Genomic DNA, 17,622 nt, shown 5'->3' with positions numbered 1-17,622 from the left:
TCAGAGCACCGCGTAGTTCAACAGCGGCTTGACCGTACCCCACTCCTTGCAGCTGGGGCATTGCCAGTGGTGGGTCCGCGCACCGAAGCCACAGCGCGTGCAGCGATAGGCCGGATTGCGGACCAGCAGCTGGTCGGTGATGTGCTTGAGGTCATGCAGGGTGGCGGTGGAATCGGCACCTTCGGCCAGGGTCAGGTCGATCAATGCCGACTCGCCGCGTACCGACGGGCGATCCTTCAGCTGCCGGCCGAGATAGGCGCGTGCCGGAGCTACGCCCTCCTGCTCTTCCATCAACTGCGTCAGGGCCAGTACCGGGGCGATGCCACGATAGTGCTCGGTCATTTCCGACAGGAACGCGCGCGCGCCGCCCAGATCGCCCACCTTGCGGTAGTTCTGCATCAACGGCTGCAGCACCTCGGGCAGGTATTCGGGATCGTTGCGGGCGGCCCGCTCGAACGCGCGCACGGCGGCTTCGGCGTTGCCGGCATCGGTTTCCAGGCGTCCTTCAATGATGCCGGCACGCACCGACATCGCATCGGCCTGGTAGGCACGGGCAATGGCCGCGCGGGCTTCATCGATCTTGCCGGCGCCACGGAAGCGTTCGGCCAGCTCGCACTCGAACTGCCCCACCAGCTTGCCCATCGGCTCGCCGGTGACTTCTTCGTAACGGGTGGCGTTGTCGATCGCCTTTTCCCAGTCGCGCTCGGCCTGGTAGATGCCGATCAGGTGCTTGAGCGCCTGCGGGGCGCGCTGGTCGATCTGGGCCAGTTCGGTAAAGACAGTTTCGGCACGGTCGAGCAGACCGGACTTCATGTAGTCCTCGCCCAGCGCCAGCAGGGCCTGGACGCGCTGCGCGTCGCTGAGGTCGGTACGGTTGACCAGCCCCTGGTGCAGGCGGATGGCGCGATCAACCTCGCCCCGGCGGCGGAACAGGTGGCCCAGCGCGACCTGGGTCTCGAAGGTTTCCTTGTCCAGTTCGGCAATGTGCAGGAACAGTTCGATGGCCTTGTCGGGCTGCTCGTTGAGCAGGTAGTTCAAGCCACGGAAGTAGGTGCTGGACAGGTGGCTGACCTGGTTGTCGCCATGGCGCTGGCCACCGCGACGGCCGATCACCCAGCCCGACAGTGCTGCCAGCGGCAGGAACAGGAAAAACCAGAACCACTCGGATACAAATTCCATCGGCGCTCAACGTCCGTCGAAAGGTGAAGAAGAAGACGCCACGGGGGCGGCGGCCGGAGCCGCTTTCTGCGCTTTGCGCAGTCGGGAATACAACGGGATCACCACGCCGACCAGGACCAGCCCGGCACCGATGATCGCACCGGTCAACAGGGCCACGGTAATGGCCAGGCCGGTGCTGGAATGGATGGCAGTGAACCCCAGGTTGAGGGTCATGTCCTGCGAATTGAGGGCACCGATGACGAGCCCGGCCACCAGCACGGCGAGCAGGATCAACAGACGTGCGACTTTCATTGTGGCAGCTCCCATTCCCTTTGAGGTAGAGAGTAGCGGACTAACCATCCGCTCTACTAGGCCGGATCGCTTTCCAGCGGCACCACGGCGCTTACGCGCTCACGGAGTTCCTTGCCCGGCTTGAAATGCGGGACATGCTTGCCCGGCAGTGCGACCGATTCCCCGGTCTTGGGGTTGCGCCCCAGCCGCGGCGGCCGGTAGTGCAACGAAAAACTGCCGAACCCGCGGATCTCGATGCGATCCCCGCCAGCCAGCGCCCCGCCCATCATTTCCAGCAACGACTTCACCGCCAGATCGACATCGTCCGACTTCAGATGCGCCTGTCGGCGCGCCAGGATTTCGATCAACTCGGATTTGGTCATTGCGGACTCGCGTCGAGGGTCTCAAACCCTGAAACGGCCCGGACAATTGTCCGGGCCGTCCAGGAAACTACTGCTACGGGTAAAGGCCGATTACTCGGACTTGTTGCCGTTCAGCTGTGCACGCAGCAGCGCGCCGAGCTGGGTGGTGCCGCTGGAAGCCGAAGAGGACTGGTATTCCTCCAGCACTTCGCGCATTTCCGCGTCGTCCTTGGCCTTGATCGACAGCTGCAGGGTACGACCCTTGCGATCCATGCCCACGAACTTCGCTTCAACCTTGTCGCCGACCTTCAGGAACTGGGTCGCGTCGTCGACGCGCTCGTTGGCAACGTCACGCGCAGCGACATAGCCTTCGATGCCGTCAGCCAGTTCGATGGTAGCGCCCTTGGCGTCCACTTCCTTGACCACGCCTTCGACCTTCGAACCCTTCGGGTTGGCAGCCATGTACTGACCGAACGGATCCTGCTCCAGCTGCTTGACGCCCAGGCTGATGCGCTCGCGCTCCGGATCGACGGCCAGGACGACGGCGTCCAGGTTGTCGCCCTTCTTGAAGTTGCGGACCACGTCTTCGCCGGTGGTGTTCCAGCTGATGTCGGACAGGTGCACCAGGCCATCGATACCGCCGTCCAGGCCGATGAAGATGCCGAAGTCGGTGATCGACTTGATCTGGCCCGACACCTTGTCGCCCTTCTTGTGGATGGCAGCGAAGGTTTCCCACGGATTGGCGGCAACCTGCTTCATGCCCAGCGAGATGCGGCGACGCTCCTCGTCGACGTCCAGGACCATGACTTCAACTTCGTCACCGACCTGCACAACCTTGGACGGGTTGACGTTCTTGTTGGTCCAATCCATCTCGGACACGTGCACCAGGCCTTCGACGCCCGGCTCGATCTCGACGAACGCGCCGTAATCGGTGACGTTGGAGACCTTGCCGAACACGCGGCTGTTGGCCGGGTAACGACGGGCGATGTTGTCCCACGGATCCTCGCCCAGCTGCTTCAGGCCGAGCGAAACGCGGTTGCGCTCGCGGTCGAACTTCAGCACGCGCACGTCCAGCTCGTCGCCGACGTTCACGACTTCGGACGGGTGGCGCACGCGCTTCCAGGCCATGTCGGTGATGTGCAGCAGGCCGTCGATGCCGCCCAGGTCCACGAATGCGCCGTAATCGGTCAGGTTCTTGACGACACCCTTCAGGATCGCGCCTTCCTGCAGCTTGTCCATCAGCTGCTCGCGCTCTTCCGAGTGCTCGCTTTCGACGACAGCGCGGCGCGAGACCACGACGTTGTTACGCTTGCGGTCCAGCTTGATGAGCTTGAATTCCAGCTCCTTGCCTTCCAGGTAGGCCGGGTCGCGCACCGGGCGCACATCCACCAGCGAACCGGGCAGGAACGCGCGGACATCCTTGATGTCCACGGTGAAACCACCCTTGACCTTGCCGCTGATGCGGCCGGTGATGGTTTCGTTCTTTTCCAGGGCTTCTTCCAGCTCGTCCCACACCATGGCGCGCTTGGCTTTCTCGCGCGACAGGACGGTTTCACCGAAGCCGTTCTCGATCGAGTCGAGGGCGACCTTGACGACATCGCCTTCGGCGACGTCGATTTCGCCGGCGTCGTTACGGAACTGTTCGATCGGCACGATGCCTTCGGACTTCAGGCCGGCGTTGATCACCACGACGTCGCCGCGGACTTCAACGACAACACCGCTGACGATGGCGCCCGGCTTCAGCTTGGCCAGATTGGCCTGGCTGGCTTCAAACAGTTCGGCAAATGATTCGGTCATTAGATTTACTCTGTTGGACACATGGGCATTGGTCCCCGCGAGGGTTCCGTTTACTGCCCGCCTGTTGGTCGACCCCGGAAACGCAGGTCGTGTGTGAAGTAGGAAAACCGCCACGCATCATTGCGGGACGGAGCTTTTACTGCATTGCATTGGTGCGACTACCGCCGATGGACTGGCGGCCTCCTTGCCACGGATCAGGCACCCGAAACCGGAAGCAGATCCAGTACCTTGGCAACGACTTCGTCGATGCCGATACCACTGGTGTCGATGACGACGGCATCGTCTGCCGGCTTCAGGGGCGCCACTGTGCGCTGTGCATCACGGGCGTCGCGGGCCATGATCTCGCGCAGGAGGTCATCAAAGTTAACAGAAACCCCCTTGTCTTTCAACTGGTTATGCCGGCGCTCGGCGCGCTCCTCGGCACTGGCCGTCAGGAAGACCTTGAATGGGGCGTCGGGGAAGATGACCGTCCCCATGTCCCGCCCGTCGGCCACCAGGCCGGGGAGAACCCTGAATGCGCGTTGACGCTCTTTAAGGGCGGCGCGGACCTCGGGAATGGCGGCAATGGCCGAGGCCAGGGCCCCGGTGGTTTCCAGCCGCAGCTCGTCGGTGGCGTCGGTCTCATTGACGATGACACGCAGGCTGCCATCGTCGGCCTCGACGAAGCGGACATGGGTGTCGAAGGTGCAGCGGACCAGCGCCGAGGCATCGGAGGTGTCGATATCGGCCCAGCTGGCAGCCACGCCCACGGCGCGGTAGAGGGCGCCCGAATCCAGGTAATGCCAGCCCAGCCGGCGTGCGACAATGCGGCTGACGGTCCCCTTGCCGGCCCCGGACGGGCCGTCGATGGTGAGCACGGGAGAAGGCTGGTTCATGGGGTTCCCTGTGGATTTGACCCCCCATTCTAGCCCCTGCCCGGCCCCGTCCAAGACATTTTTAGTGCAAGCACTTGAAAGGATGGAAAAAAGCCCGGTAGAATGGCGGGCTTGAACGGGCGTCACCTGCCGATTGTCATCTGCATATCGCGGCCGCGCTCCAACCGAATCCACGTTTACGCCGAGGTATGCAATGAAAGTCCTGTCTTCCCTGAAGTCGGCCAAGTCCCGTCACCGTGACTGCAAGGTCGTCCGTCGTCGCGGCAAGATCTTCGTGATCTGCAAGTCGAACCCGCGTTTCAAGGCTCGCCAGCGCTGAGCCTGGGCCGTCGCGACCACCGGTCGCGACCTGCCTGAATAAAAAGCCGCCTCCGGGCGGTTTTTTATTGCCAATTTTGTTGTAATCGCCGGGTGCCCCACGACCGCCGGTCGTGGCTGCCTAGCCGGATTCACGGCAGGTCACGACCTTGGTCGTGACTGCCTTGCCGGATTCACGGTAGGTCACGACCGTTGGTCGTGACTCCATTCTTGATAACTGGGGAGTAGATCGAGATGAAGCGTTACCTGACCACACTGCCGTTGCTTGCCCTGCTGGCCTGCGCCAGCGCCCACGCCGACACCCTGCTGATCGACCGCACCAAGGAACAGGTGGCGCCGGTAGTGCCGGTGCGCGGCGAGACCACCAGCCAGGTCCTGAGCCGCTTCGGTGAGCCCAGCGAGAAGCTGGAGCCGCGCGGCGGCCAGAAGCGCCAGTGGCCGACCATCAACCGCTGGGTCTACCCGATGTTCACCGTCTACTTCGAAAAGCAGAAGGTGATCGACGTGGTGGCCAACAAGGCTGACAGCAACGAAGTCGGCCCGAAGCCGCCGATCCGCTGATCCATCAGAACGCCCGCCGCCCGGCGGGCCATCGCACCGAGACCATGAACGATACGCTCCGCTTTCCGGCCGAATGGGAATCCCAGTCCGCCATCCTGATCGCCTGGCCCCACGCCGACACCGACTGGGCCGACCGCCTGGGTGACGTCGAGGACACCTACATCGCGCTGGTCGCGGCCATCACCCGCTTCCAGCCGGTGGTGATCATCGTGGCCGATGACGACCTGGAGGCGTACGCCGACGCGCGCCTGCGCTCCAACCGGATCGACACCGACCGCGTGCGTTTCGTCACCGCGCCGTACGACGACACCTGGCTGCGCGATTCGGGCCCGATCACGCTGCGCCGCGCCGACGGCGGCTTCCGCCTGCTGGACTTCCGCTTCACTGGCTGGGGCGGCAAGTTCGAGGCCAGCCTGGACGACCAGCTGGTGGGCGTGCTGCACGCCGCCAACCTGTTCGCCGACGCGGAGCTGCAGAGCATTCCGTTCGCGCTGGAAGGCGGCGCCATCGAAACCGACGGTGCGGGCACCCTGCTCACCACCTGGAAGTGCCTGCACGAACGCCACCCGGACCGGGATCGTGCGTCGCTGAGCGCGGACATGGCAAGCTGGCTGGCGCAGGACCGGGTGCTGTGGCTGGACCACGGCTACCTGGAAGGCGACGACACCGACGCGCACATCGATACGCTGGCGCGCTTCGCGTCGGTGGACAGCATTGTCTACCAGGCCTGCGATGACGCCAGCGATTCGCACCATGCCGAGCTGCAGGCGATGGGCAACGAACTGGCCGCGCTGCGCACCGCCGACGGCCAGCCGTACCGCCTGTTCCCGCTGCCGTGGGCACGCCCGGTGATCGACGAAGGCCGCCGCCTGGCCGCGTCCTACGCCAATTACCTGATCCTCAACGGCGCGGTGCTGATGCCGGCCTACGGTGACGTGGCTGACGACGCGGCACGCGACGTGCTGGCCCAGGCCTACCCGGACCACGAGATCGTGCAGGTACCCTGCCGCTCGCTGATCTGGCAGAACGGCAGCCTGCACTGCATCACCATGCAGTTGCCGGCTGGGTTGCTGGCGGCGTAACGCGCTTCGGCAATCGTGAGTTTCCCAGGCGCCGGGCTTTGCCCGGCGCTTTTGGTTTTGGGCGAACAGCCGGTGGGCACAGCATGGCCTGAGCTGGGTCGGCGGGTGCGGGTTTGCGGGACACGCCGTAAACCCATCCATGGGGGCTTGGCAAAAACATCCATGTTTTTGACAGTCCCGCAAACCCGCCCCCGCCGACCCTCGACGGTGTGTTGGTGGCCATGGAAGATCAAATGCCAGATCCCAGAACGAAGACGCAGTCGATGTTGGCTGCGGCCGTTGCTTTCCCCTGGCCTCCGGCCAACCGTCGAAGGCGGGTCGGGGCGGGTTTGCGGGGGTGTGAGCCGCATGGATGCGGCGACCAAGCCCCCATGGATGGGTTCACGGCGTCCCCCGCAAACCCGCACCGTCCCGCCAAGCCTCGGAGCCGCTGCCCCAAGGCTGTTCGCCTGAAGCCACCAGCAGCCGGGCAACGCCCGGCGATCCGCAAACCCGGCTACTGAAGGCGTTAACAGCACCGGTTTAACAACCAGCACGCCGCACACACCCATCCGCGATAAACTGCGTTTTTCCCCCTGCAGGACCCGCCCCGGATGAGCTCACGCCACACCCTTTCCGTCGCCCTGATCCAGGAGCGCAACCACGGTGACGCGGCCGCCAACCTGGCCGTGATCGAAACGCGCGTGGCTGAAGCGGCTGCCCAGGGTGCCAAGCTGGTCCTGCTGCAGGAACTGCACAACGGCGCGTACTTCTGCCAGCACGAATCGGTGGATGAGTTCGACCTGGCCGAACCGATCCCCGGGCCGAGCACCGAGCGCCTTGGCGCGCTTGCGAAGAAGCATGGCGTGGTGATCGTCGGCTCGCTGTTCGAGCGCCGCGCCGCCGGCCTGTACCACAACACCGCCGTAGTGTTCGAGAAGGACGGCACCCTGCTGGGCAAGTACCGCAAGATGCACATCCCGGACGATCCCGGCTTCTATGAGAAGTTCTACTTCACCCCCGGCGACATCGGCTTCAAGCCGATCGATACCTCGGTGGGTCGCCTTGGCGTGCTCGTCTGCTGGGACCAGTGGTACCCCGAAGCCGCGCGCCTGATGGCGCTGGCCGGTGCCGAACTGCTGCTCTACCCCACCGCCATCGGCTGGGATCCGGATGACCAGAAGGACGAACAGGGCCGCCAGCGCGATGCCTGGGTGCTCAGCCACCGCGGCCATGCCGTGGCCAACGGCGTGCCCGTGCTGAGCTGCAACCGCGTCGGCCACGAGCCGTCGCCGCTGGGCGCCTCGGGCATCCAGTTCTGGGGCAACAGCCACGTGCTGGGCCCGCAGGGTGAGTTCATCGCCGAAGCCGGTGGCGACCCGACCGTACTGGTCTGCGATGTCGACCTGCAGCGCAGTGAACACGTGCGCCGCATCTGGCCGTTCCTGCGCGACCGCCGCATCGACGCCTATGGCGACCTGCTCAAGCGCTACATCGACTGACCTTCCCACAGGAACCCTGCCCCGTGACCGTGCTGCTGCGCGACGCCACCGATGCCGACATTGCGGCCATCACCGCCATCTATGCGGTGGAAGTAACCGATTTCGTCAACACCTATGAGTACGACGTTCCGGATGCGGCCGAGATGCAGCGGCGCATGCACGACATCGTCGCACGCGGTTTCCCGTACATCGTGGCCGAGGTTGACGGCCACGTGGCCGGCTACGCCTATGCCAACACCTACCGTGGGCGTATCGCCTACCAGTGGACGGTCGAAAACTCCGTCTACGTCGATGCCGCGTTCCAGGGCAAGGGCGTCGGCACCGCGCTGATGCAGGGCCTGATCGACGCCTGCGTCGCGCGTGGCTACCGGCAGATGGTGGCGGTGATCGGTGAACCGACCAACACCGCATCGATCAAGCTGCACGAACGCTTCGGCTTCCACCTGGTCGGCATTTTCCGTGGCCTGGGCCGCAAGCATGGGCGCTGGCTGGATACGGTGCAGATGCAGCGCGCGCTAGGCGACGGTGTCGACAGCGCCCCTTCGAATGAATGATGAAATGACTGAAAACCTGATGGACGACAACGGCGACACCCTGTTCGCCGGCCAGCCCGTGCGCGTGGTCGAGCGCGACGGCGTGCGCTATACCCTGCTGGGCACCGCGCACGTCTCGCAGGCCAGCGTGGAGGTGGTGGAACGGGCCATCAACAGCGGCCGCTTCGATGCGGTCGCGGTGGAGCTTGATCCGCAGCGCCTGCAGGCGCTGACCAATCCCGATGCGTTGGCCAAGCTGGACCTGGTCGAAGTGATCCGCAAGGGCCGCGTGGCGCTGTTCGCCGCCAACCTCGCCCTGGCCGCCTACCAGCGGCGGCTGGCCGAGCAGCTGGGCATCGAGCCCGGTGCCGAGCTCAAGCGCGCGGTCGGCCTGGCCAACGCGCACAACCTGCCGGTGCACCTGATCGACCGCGAAGTGGGCCTGACCTTCAAGCGCGCCTCGCAGCGGCTGGGCTTCTTCGGCAAGATCAAACTGGTCATGGGCCTGGGCGCCGGCCTGTTCGCCTCCGACGACGTCGGCGAAGACGAGATCGAGAAGCTCAAGCAGGGTGACATGCTGGAAGCGAGCTTCGGCGAGTTCGCCAGCGAAAGCCCGGCACTGTACGAAACCATCATCGGCGAGCGCGACCGCTACATGGCCACCCGCCTGCGCGAAGTGCAGGATCCGGCGCAGCGCGAAGTGCTGGCCGTGGTCGGTGCCGGCCACCTGGCCGGGCTGGCGAAGTACCTGGAATCGGACACCGAAGCGCCCGGCCCGCTGCGCGCGTCGCTGGAAGACGTGCCGAAGAAGCGCAACATTCCGTGGATCACGCTGACCATCCTGGCGGTGGTGTTGGCCGGTATTGCCGTGGGGTTCTATCGCGGCGGACTGGGCGTGGGCACCGAGCTGCTGGCGGTGTGGGCGATGTACACCGGCGGCCTGGCCGGGTTGGGCTGCCTGCTGGCCGGCAGCCACCCGCTGAGCATCCTCACCGCGATCGTGGTGGCGCCGTTCAAGCCATTCCGCCTGAGCATCCCGACCGGCGCCTTTGCCGCGCTGGTCGAGGCGCGCCTGCGCAAGCCGGCGTACGAGGATTTCCTCAAGCTGCGCGATGACGCGCAGAGCGTGCGCGGCTGGTACCGCAACCGCGTCACCCGGGTGGTGCTGACCTTCATGCTGACCAACCTTGGCAGCATGCTGGGCTTGTGGCTCACCGGCTTCCAGGTCTGGAACAAGGTCGGCGGCTGACGGCGCCGTACCGACCAACGGTCGGTACCTACCCACGGGGATCGGAACGGTGGATACCCACGGGGATCGGAACGGTAGGTATCGACCGTTGGTCGATACGAAAAAGGGCCACGCATTGCGTGGCCCTTTTCATTCATGCCGGTTCGATCACCGCACCGCTGCCCTTGGGCGGCAATCCCCTCGCCCGCCGCACGATGCGGGCCACGTTGATGCTCATGTCGTCGAGCATGGCGTAGATGGTCGGCAGGAACAGCAGGCTGACCACGGTGGAGAACGCCAGGCCGCCGGCAATGGCGCGCGCCATCGGGTAGTACGGCGGGCCATCGCCCAGCAGCTGGGTGTCGGTGAGCGAGATCGGGACCATCGCCAGGATCGCCGTGCCCATCGTCATCATGATCGGGCGCAGGCGCTCGCGCGAGCCTTCCACCAGCGCCTGGGTGCGCGCCAGGCCGCGCCGGCGCAGGTTGTTGATGTGCTCGATCATCACGATGCCGTTGTTCACCACCACCCCCATCAGCACCAGGATGCCGATGAAGGACATGATGCCGAACGAGGTACCGGTGAGCCAGAACAACCAGAACACCCCGAAGATCGAGAACAGCACCCCGCTCATGATGGCGGCCGGGAACAGCAGCGATTCGAACACCGCCGCCATCACCACGTAGATCATCACCAGCGCGATGACCAGGTTGAACAGCATCTGCTGCATGGCCTCGTTGTCGTCACCGAAGTCGCCGCCGTCGAAGGTGAAGTTATAGCCGGCCGGGAAGCTCATCGGCTTGAGCGTTTCCTCCATCGCCTTGCGGCCTTCCGGCGCAGTCACCTTCTCGGCCAGGTTGGCCTTGATGGTCAACGTGGTCTGGCGGTTGGTACGGCCCACGCGGGTGGCGGAGGGCTTGATGCTGACATCGACCAGGCTCAGCAGCGGTACCGAGCGACCGTCGCCGGTGCGCACGGTGAAGCTGGCCAGGTCTTCCGGGCTGCTCTGTTCGGCACCGGCAAAACGCACCCACACCGGCACTTCGCTGTCACCGCGACGGAACTCGCGCAGCGGTGCACCGCGCAGCGCCAGGCCGACGAAGCTGGCAACCTGCTCGGCATTGAAGCCGAACGCAGCGGCGCGCTCGCGGTCCACATGGATGGACAACTCGCTGCCCTTCTCGCCATTGTCGATGCGTACATCGCGCAGTTCCTTGCGCTGGGCCAGCAACGGCACCACGTCTTCGCCGATCTCCTGCAGCATCTGGGTCGAATCACCCACCAGCTGCACTTCCACGCCCTTGCTGCCACCGCCACCGCCGCCATCGCCGCCCTGGTTGCCGACGATGTAATCGGCGCGCGCCGAGCGCGGCAGTCCCTTGCGCAGCGACTCCTGCACGGCGGCCATGTTGCCCGCGTGCTTCTGGTCCAGAGTGACAATCGTGCTGCTGCCTTCCTGTTCGCTGTACCAGGAATACACCTGGGTGATGTGCAGCTTCTCGCGGTTCTGGTCCAGGTACTGCTCCACCCGCAGGATCTCGTCGGACATCTGCGCGCGGGTGAAGGCCCCCTTCCAGTTGTAGCCGATGAAGACATCGGTGCCACCTTCGCCACCGAACATGTCGATCTTGGTCAGCTTCATCGGCACCAGGCTGACCAGCACCACCATGATGATGCCGAACACGCTCCAGCCGCGGTGTTCCAGCGTCCATTGCAGCAGCTGGGCATAGCGGCGTTGCAGGCGGGCGATCACGCCGGTCTGCGAGTGCACCAGCTTGGGCGTCTGCATGCGCGCGGACAGCATCGGGATCAGGCTCACCGCCACCAGCCACGAGGCCATCAGCGAGACCGAGATGGTGATCGCGATCTGCGCCATGAAGATGCTGATGTTGTTGGTTTCGCCAAACAGGTTGGGCACGAATACGATGCAGTGGCACAGGGTGCCGGCGCTGAGCGCGATGGCCACGTTGCGGGTGCCGATGATCGAGGCCTGCACCGGCTGGTCGGGCATGCGTTCGCGTTCCTGGTAGATGCTTTCCACCACCACCACGGCGTTGTCCACCAGCATGCCGACCGCCAGCAGCAGGCCCATCATGGTCAGGATGTTGAGGGTCACCCCGACGAAGTACATGAAGCCCAGGGTGATCACGAAACAGATCGGGATCGCCAGCGTCACCATCAGCGTCGATGGCCAATGGCGCAGGAAGAAGAACAGCACCGTCACCGACAGCAGCAGGCCGACCGCGCCGGCTTCGGCCAGCTCCAGCAGCGAGGACGTCACCGTCTTGCCCTGGTTGTCGATCACCTTGATGCTCACATCGCGCATCGACGGCTGCCGGCGGATGGCTTCCACCTCGGCCAGCGCGCCTCGCGAGACTTCCACCAGGTTGGCGCTGCGCTCCTTGTAGATGTCCAGGCCCACTGCCGGATTGCCATCCAGGCGACGGCCGTAGTTCATGCGCGCCGCCTTGAGCCGCACGTCGGCAATGTCGCCCAGGCGCAGGCCCTTGGTGTCGATGACCAGGTCGCGCAGTTCCTGCAGGTCGGTGATCTCGCCGACCGGCTGGATCCGGACCCGCTGGCCGTTGTCGTCGATCTGCCCGGCCGAGATGGAGAAGTTGAGCGTGCGCAGGCGGTCGCTGAGTTCGTTGATGCTCAGGTTGTGCGCGGTCAGGCGATCGGCATCGATCGCGATCTCCACCTCATTGGGTGGCGCGCCCGAAATCTCCACCCGGGCCACGCCGGGAATGCGCTCGATCCGCCGCTTGAACTCGCGGTCGAGCATGTCGTAGGCACCGGTCAGGTCCGATGCACTGGCCAGGCGCACCTTGAGTACCGGCTCGTCGCTGCTGGACCACTTGAACACGTTGTAGCGCTGCAGGTCATCGGGCAGGTCGCTGCGGATCGCGTCGATGCGCTCGCGTGCGTCGGAGGCGGCGATGGCGATGTCGCGGTCCCAGTCGGTGAACTCGATGAAGATGCTGGCGCCTTCGGCGGTCGCCTGGGAGCGCATGCGCTTGATCCCGGTCATCGTGGCCAGCGCTTCCTCGGTCGGCCGGATGATGGTGCGCTCCACTTCTTCCGGTGTCGAGCCGGTGTAGGGCACCTGCACGAACAGGAACGGCGCGGAGATGTCCGGCAGCGCCTCCAGTGGCAACCGGAACGAGGCAATCAGGCCCACCACCACCAGTGAGACGAAGCACATGATGGTGGTGATGGGGCGGCGGATGGAGAACTCGGCGATGCTCATGCCGGCTCCTGGGCCGCACCACCGGCGCTGCCGGCATCGGGCGTACCGCGGTGGTGATGGCGGCCACGTTCGCGGTAATAGGCATCGCCACGGCGATCAAGCAGGTCGTACACCACCGGGATCACCAGCAGGGTGAGCAGCGTGGACACCAGCAGGCCGCCGATCACGGTGATCGCCATCGGGGCGCGCACTTCTGCACCCTCGCCCATCGCCACCGCCAGCGGCAGGAAGCCGAACAGCGTGCACAGGGTGGTCATGATGATCGGGCGCAGGCGCGAGCGTGCGCCTTCCACCAGCGCCTCATGCTTGGCCACGCCGGCTTCGCGCAGCTGGTTGACCTTGTCGATCAGGATGATCGCGTTCTTGGTCACCAGCCCCACCAGCAGGATCAGGCCGATGAACACCACCACCGAGATCGGCTTGCCGGTGAGCATCAGCGCCAGGATCGCACCGACCAGCGCCAGCGGGATGGTGAACAGGATGACGAACGGGTGCAGCAGCGATTCGAACTGCGAGGCCATCACCAGGTAGACCAGGAAGATCGCCAGGCCGAAGGCGAAGATCAGCGAGCGCGCGGATTCGGCCAGCTCCTCGCCCTGCCCACCGATGTGCATGCTGACGCCGGCACCCAGCGGGTCGTTGGCGACCATGTCCTGCACTTCGCGCACCGCGCCGCCCAGGTCGATGTCGCGCAGGTTGGCCGACACCACCGCCACGCGGGTCTGGTCGGCCCGGTGGATCTCGCTCGGGCCGTTGGTGGCCACCACGTCGGCCACCGCGTCCAGCGTCACCGGGCGCGTGCTGCCCGGGTTGACGATCAACCGGCGGATGCTCTCCACGCTGGCGCGGTCGCCTTCCTGGGCGCGCACCAGCACGTCGATCTTGCGGTCACGGAAGCTGTAGCGCGTGGCCACGTCGCCGCGCACCTTCTTGACCACCACGTCGGCGATCTGCCGCGTGGTCAGGCCCAGCGCACCGGCGCGCTCCTGGTCGAAGCGGATCTGGATCTCCGGGAAGCCCTCTTCCACGGTCGATTTCACGTCGGCGTAGTGCGGGTTGCTGCGCAGGCGCGCGGCCAGCGCCTGCCCGGCACGTTCCAGGGTGGCCATGTCCTGCCCGCGCAGCTCCACTTCCAGCGGCGTGGAGAAGCTGAACAGTGCCGGCCGCGCGAAGTCGACCTGCACGCCCGGGTGGCCCTGCATCGAAGCGCGCAGGCGCTCGGTGATGGCGGCCTCGGTGCGGGCACTGCCGCCGTCGGCCATCACCACGGTGAGCTTGCCGATGTTCTCGCCGCTCTCGGTCGGGCTGGCGTCCAGCCGCGTGCCGCTGCCGCTCACGCCGTACAGCGAGGTGATGCTGTCGTCCTTGGCGTGGGCCAGCTGCAGCTCGCGCACCAGCGCATCGGTCTGCTTCAGCGGCGTGCCGGCCGGCAGCTTTGCGGTCATCTCAAAGCGATCCTGGGCCAGCTGCGGAATCAGGTCCGCGCCCAGCATCGGCACCAGCGCCAGCGTGGCCACGAAGGCCAGCGCCGCCATGCCCAGTACCTTGCCCGGGTGGGCCAGTGCGTTCGGCAGCAGGCGCAGGTAACCGCGCTCGGCACCGGCGTACGGCTTCATGGCCAGGTCGCTGGCCTTGCGCATCACCGGGCCGATCACCGCCACCAGAAGGCGCCATACGCGCACGATGGCCCACGCGATGCCGAACACGGTCCAGCGGACCAGTGCGCCGAAACCGCGGCGGCTGCCGGCGACCGGCTTGAGCCAGCGACGCTGCGGCTGCCATGCGGCATGCGCGGGCTCTTCCGGGAACGCCAGCGGCGGACGGCCCTTGAGCGAGCTCAGCATCGGGATCAGGGTCATCGCCACCAGCAGCGAGATCGCTATCGCGATCGCCACGGTCAGCGCCTGGTCGCGGAACAGCTGGCCGGCGATGCCGTCGACGAACACCAGCGGCAGGAACACCGCGATGGTGGTCAGGGTGGAGGCGACCACGGCCATGCTGACTTCGCGGGTGCCGGTGATGGCCGCCTGCAGGATGCCCAGGCCGCGTTCGCGCGCCTTGGCGATGCTTTCCAGCACCACGATGGAATCGTCCACCACCAGGCCGGTGGCCAGCGCCAACCCGCCCAGCGACATCACGTTCAAGCTCAGCCCAAGCTGGCCCATGAAGAAGAACGTGGTGATGATCGAGACCGGCAGCGACAGGCTGATCACGAACGTGCTCCAGCCATCGCGCAGGAACAGGAAGATGATCAGGATGGCCAGCAGGCCGCCGATCACCGCGTCTTTCTTGACGTCGCTGATGGCGTGCTCGATGAAGCGCGACTGGTCTTCGATGGTGGTCAGTTCGGCATCACCGGGAATCTGCGCCTTGATCTGCTCAAGCTTGGCGCGCAGTGCTTCGGCGGTGGCCACCGTGTTGGCATCGCCTTCCTTGTAGATGGCCAGTTCCACCGCTTCGCGGCCGCCCAGGCGGATGATCGCTTCGCGTTCCTTGAAGCCCTGCCGCACCGTGGCCACGTCCTTCAGCCGCACCGGCACGCCGTTGGCCACGGTGGTGGAGCTGCTGCTGGACGCGCTCTGCGCGGCGGACGCGGCGGCGACCGCTGCATCCGAACCGGTCGAGGCGGCGATGGCGAACATCTGCTGCATGGCCGCGTCGGCGGCACTGCCGTTGCTGCCCTGGGTGGTCACCAGCAGGTTGCGGATGTCTTCCAGGTCGGCGAACTGGTTGACGGTACGCACCAGGAAGCGCTGCGACCCTTCTTCCAGCCGACCGCCGGAAATGTTGATGTTCTCTTCCTTCAGCCGCTTGATGACGGTATCGATCGGCAGGTTGAGCTGGGCCAGCTTCTGCTGGTCGATGTCGACCTGGATTTCATCTTCCAGGCCGCCACCCACCTTCACCGCCGCCACGCCGGCCACCGGTTCGAGCTTCTTCTTCAGGTCTTCATCGGCATAGCGGCGCAGCGCGGTGAGCTGGCGCACCGCGTCGGCATCACTGGCCGGGTCGTCCTTGGCCGCGATCACCAGGCGCATGATCGGCGCGGTGGAGGGATTGAAGCGCAGCAGCACCGGGGCCTTGGCCTCCAGTGGCAGGTTCAGCGCTTCCATCTTGTCGCGCACCTCCAGGCTGGCCTGGTCCATGTTGGTGCCCCAGGCGAACTCCAGCACCACATCGCTCTGCCCGGTGCGCGAGATCGACTTCAGCTTGCGCAGGTTCTTGACCACGCCCACGGCTTCTTCGACCGGTTCGGTGATCAGCGTTTCGATCTCGGTCGGTGCCGCGCCGGTGTATTCGGTGCGCACGGTCAACGTGGGATAGCTCAGGTCCGGCAGCAGGTTGACCTTGAGGTTGCCCAGCGCGATCAGGCCGAACAGCACCAGCGTGATCATGAACATGAAGATGGTGACGCGGCGGCGGGTGGCGAATTCCACCAGGCCACCACCAGGCGCCGCCGGGCCTTCGCCCGGCTGCGGTTCGTTACCGTGGTCGTGCCCGGCCGAACTCATTGGCGGGTCTCCGCCTTGGCCGGGGCGGCCTTGCTGGCCACCGCGCTGGCCGGCTTGTCGCCGATCACCTGCACGGCGGTGCCGTCGCGCAGGGCGACCTTGCCGGCCGTCACCACCTTGTCTCCCTCGGCCAGGCCCTCGCGGATCTCCACCCACGGGCCTTCGGCGTAGCCCAGCTTGACCGGCACGCGGGCAACCTTGCCCGCGCGCACGCGGAACACCGCCGGGTCGCCGTCGTCGAGCAGCGCCAGGCGCGGCACCACCAGCGCGTCGGCGCGCTGGTCGTAGTCGATGCGGATGCGCCCGAACATGCCCGGCTGCAGGCCGGCGGCATCTTCGCCGAAGCCGCTGACCACGCGGAAGGTGCCGCTGCCGGCGTCGACCACCGGGGAAATACGGTCCACGGTGCCGGGGAAGGATTTACCCGGCAGCGCATCGGCCACCAGGGTCACCGGCTGCCCGGCACGCAGCGTGGCCAGTTCGCGCTCGGGCACGTTGAGCGTGGCTTCCAGCCGCGAGTTGTCGACGATGCGGAAGATCGGCGTATTGATCTGCACGAAGTTGCCGGTCTTGATCGAGCGCGATGCGATCACGCCGGAGATCGGCGCCACCACCGTGGTGTAGGACAGCTCAAGGGTCGCCAGGCGGTACTGCGCGCGCGCGTTTTCCAGGTCGTAGCGCAGCTGGTCGACATCGGCGGCGCTGACCATCTGCTGGCCCACCAGTTTCTGGGCGCGCTGGTAGCTGTTCTCCAGCTTGCGCATCTGCGCTTCGCTCTGGGCCACGGCCAGGCGCGCCCGGTCCGGGTCCAGCCGCACCAGCGGCTGCCCGGCGCGGACCTGCTGGCCTTCTTCGACCATCACGGCCAGGGCCACGCCCGACGTTTTCGCCACCACCTGCGATTCGGCGCGCGCTTCCAGCGCGGCGGTGCCGGTGTAGCTGGCGGCGACCGCACGGCGGCTGGCCGCTACCGCCTCCACCGGGACGGCGTCGGGAGCTTTTTCGGCCTTGGGATCCTTCTCGGCCGCCGCGGCATCGCCGGCGGGGCCACCGGCGCCGCAACCGCCCAGCAGCAGGGTCGTAGTGATCAGCAGCGCCGCGGCGCAGGTTCCGGTGCGGCCGGGCAGAAGAGAGATTCGCAACATCGTCGTGTCCCTGAAGGATGCGTGAGCAG

14 protein-coding genes are annotated in these 17,622 nt (G+C 66.0%); 6 read left to right on the top strand and 8 right to left on the bottom strand.

Going from position 1 to position 17,622, the window contains the following annotated elements; translation table 11 throughout:
• The 5 genes from lapB to cmk all read right to left on the bottom strand — a co-directional run bounded on the left by lapB (position 1) and on the right by cmk (position 4,483).
• Complete coding sequence (gene lapB, locus AC06E7_RS15855) at positions 1–1,179, bottom strand: lipopolysaccharide assembly protein LapB (RefSeq protein ID WP_068851284.1); 1,179 nt, start codon at positions 1,177–1,179, stop codon at positions 1–3.
• 6 nt (positions 1,180–1,185) lie between these two features.
• Positions 1,186–1,470, bottom strand: a complete 285-nt coding sequence (locus AC06E7_RS15850) for a LapA family protein (protein WP_068851282.1) — start codon at positions 1,468–1,470, stop codon at positions 1,186–1,188.
• Between the two features lie 56 nt (positions 1,471–1,526).
• Positions 1,527–1,832 (bottom strand): integration host factor subunit beta, encoded by a 306-nt coding sequence (locus AC06E7_RS15845; protein WP_017355596.1) that lies wholly within the window; start codon positions 1,830–1,832, stop codon positions 1,527–1,529.
• A 90-nt stretch (positions 1,833–1,922) separates the two neighbouring features.
• Positions 1,923–3,608, bottom strand: a complete 1,686-nt coding sequence (rpsA, locus tag AC06E7_RS15840) for a 30S ribosomal protein S1 (protein WP_068851279.1) — start codon at positions 3,606–3,608, stop codon at positions 1,923–1,925.
• Positions 3,609–3,802: 194 nt separating this feature from the next.
• Positions 3,803–4,483 carry a (d)CMP kinase gene (gene cmk, locus AC06E7_RS15835; protein ID WP_068851276.1) on the bottom strand — a complete coding sequence of 227 codons (681 nt, stop codon included), beginning with the start codon at positions 4,481–4,483 and terminating at the stop codon, positions 3,803–3,805.
• Positions 4,484–4,676: 193 nt separating this feature from the next.
• On the opposite strand from cmk, the gene ykgO reads away from it, so the two are divergent.
• The 6 genes from ykgO to AC06E7_RS15805 all read left to right on the top strand — a co-directional run bounded on the left by ykgO (position 4,677) and on the right by AC06E7_RS15805 (position 9,707).
• Positions 4,677–4,802 carry a type B 50S ribosomal protein L36 gene (gene ykgO, locus AC06E7_RS15830; protein WP_017355593.1) on the top strand — a complete coding sequence of 42 codons (126 nt, stop codon included), beginning with the start codon at positions 4,677–4,679 and terminating at the stop codon, positions 4,800–4,802.
• A 233-nt stretch (positions 4,803–5,035) separates the two neighbouring features.
• The gene (locus AC06E7_RS15825; RefSeq protein ID WP_068851273.1) at positions 5,036–5,362 is read left to right on the top strand and encodes a hypothetical protein; all 327 of its coding nucleotides are present in this window, start codon (positions 5,036–5,038) and stop codon (positions 5,360–5,362) included.
• A 44-nt stretch (positions 5,363–5,406) separates the two neighbouring features.
• Complete coding sequence (locus tag AC06E7_RS15820; RefSeq protein WP_068851270.1) at positions 5,407–6,444, top strand: agmatine deiminase family protein; 1,038 nt, start codon at positions 5,407–5,409, stop codon at positions 6,442–6,444.
• A gap of 593 nt (positions 6,445–7,037) precedes the next feature.
• Positions 7,038–7,925 (top strand): carbon-nitrogen hydrolase, encoded by an 888-nt coding sequence (locus tag AC06E7_RS15815; protein ID WP_068851268.1) that lies wholly within the window; start codon positions 7,038–7,040, stop codon positions 7,923–7,925.
• Between the two features lie 23 nt (positions 7,926–7,948).
• The gene (locus tag AC06E7_RS15810; RefSeq protein ID WP_210132333.1) at positions 7,949–8,479 is read left to right on the top strand and encodes a GNAT family N-acetyltransferase; all 531 of its coding nucleotides are present in this window, start codon (positions 7,949–7,951) and stop codon (positions 8,477–8,479) included.
• A complete protein-coding gene (locus tag AC06E7_RS15805) occupies positions 8,472–9,707 on the top strand; it encodes a TraB/GumN family protein (RefSeq protein WP_478065298.1) in 1,236 nt (411 codons plus the stop codon). Before AC06E7_RS15810 ends, AC06E7_RS15805 begins: the two co-directional genes overlap by 8 nt.
• 133 nt (positions 9,708–9,840) lie before the next feature.
• Here AC06E7_RS15805 and AC06E7_RS15800 read toward each other — a convergent pair whose 3' ends face one another.
• From AC06E7_RS15800 to AC06E7_RS15790, 3 genes are read right to left on the bottom strand one after another with little or no spacing between them, the layout of a single operon-like run.
• The gene (locus AC06E7_RS15800; RefSeq protein ID WP_478065297.1) at positions 9,841–12,936 is read right to left on the bottom strand and encodes an efflux RND transporter permease subunit; all 3,096 of its coding nucleotides are present in this window, start codon (positions 12,934–12,936) and stop codon (positions 9,841–9,843) included.
• The gene (locus AC06E7_RS15795) at positions 12,933–16,448 is read right to left on the bottom strand and encodes an efflux RND transporter permease subunit (protein WP_478065296.1); all 3,516 of its coding nucleotides are present in this window, start codon (positions 16,446–16,448) and stop codon (positions 12,933–12,935) included. Before AC06E7_RS15795 ends, AC06E7_RS15800 begins: the two co-directional genes overlap by 4 nt.
• On the bottom strand, positions 16,445–17,593 hold the full coding sequence (locus AC06E7_RS15790) for an efflux RND transporter periplasmic adaptor subunit (RefSeq protein ID WP_478065295.1): 1,149 nt from the start codon (positions 17,591–17,593) through the stop codon (positions 16,445–16,447). Before AC06E7_RS15790 ends, AC06E7_RS15795 begins: the two co-directional genes overlap by 4 nt.
• Positions 17,594–17,622: the final 29 nt, after the last annotated feature.

This window comes from Stenotrophomonas sp. Steno-Z4 (assembly GCF_056393145.1).
The sequence above is the reverse complement of the archived record's forward strand: the minus strand, read 5'-3'. Positions and strand labels throughout refer to the sequence as shown.

What these genes read in the sequence shown, in the direction of transcription:
- lapB (WP_068851284.1), bottom strand. Translation starts at nt 1,179, where the DNA reads ATGGAATTTGTATCCGAGTGGTTCTGGTTTTTCCTGTTCCTGCCGCTG.
- AC06E7_RS15850 (WP_068851282.1), bottom strand. Translation starts at nt 1,470, where the DNA reads ATGAAAGTCGCACGTCTGTTGATCCTGCTCGCCGTGCTGGTGGCCGGG.
- AC06E7_RS15845 (WP_017355596.1), bottom strand. Translation starts at nt 1,832, where the DNA reads ATGACCAAATCCGAGTTGATCGAAATCCTGGCGCGCCGACAGGCGCAT.
- rpsA (WP_068851279.1), bottom strand. Translation starts at nt 3,608, where the DNA reads ATGACCGAATCATTTGCCGAACTGTTTGAAGCCAGCCAGGCCAATCTG.
- cmk (WP_068851276.1), bottom strand. Translation starts at nt 4,483, where the DNA reads ATGAACCAGCCTTCTCCCGTGCTCACCATCGACGGCCCGTCCGGGGCC.
- ykgO (WP_017355593.1), top strand. Translation starts at nt 4,677, where the DNA reads ATGAAAGTCCTGTCTTCCCTGAAGTCGGCCAAGTCCCGTCACCGTGAC.
- AC06E7_RS15825 (WP_068851273.1), top strand. Translation starts at nt 5,036, where the DNA reads ATGAAGCGTTACCTGACCACACTGCCGTTGCTTGCCCTGCTGGCCTGC.
- AC06E7_RS15820 (WP_068851270.1), top strand. Translation starts at nt 5,407, where the DNA reads ATGAACGATACGCTCCGCTTTCCGGCCGAATGGGAATCCCAGTCCGCC.
- AC06E7_RS15815 (WP_068851268.1), top strand. Translation starts at nt 7,038, where the DNA reads ATGAGCTCACGCCACACCCTTTCCGTCGCCCTGATCCAGGAGCGCAAC.
- AC06E7_RS15805 (WP_478065298.1), top strand. Translation starts at nt 8,472, where the DNA reads ATGAATGATGAAATGACTGAAAACCTGATGGACGACAACGGCGACACC.
- AC06E7_RS15800 (WP_478065297.1), bottom strand. Translation starts at nt 12,936, where the DNA reads ATGAGCATCGCCGAGTTCTCCATCCGCCGCCCCATCACCACCATCATG.
- AC06E7_RS15795 (WP_478065296.1), bottom strand. Translation starts at nt 16,448, where the DNA reads ATGAGTTCGGCCGGGCACGACCACGGTAACGAACCGCAGCCGGGCGAA.
- AC06E7_RS15790 (WP_478065295.1), bottom strand. Translation starts at nt 17,593, where the DNA reads ATGTTGCGAATCTCTCTTCTGCCCGGCCGCACCGGAACCTGCGCCGCG.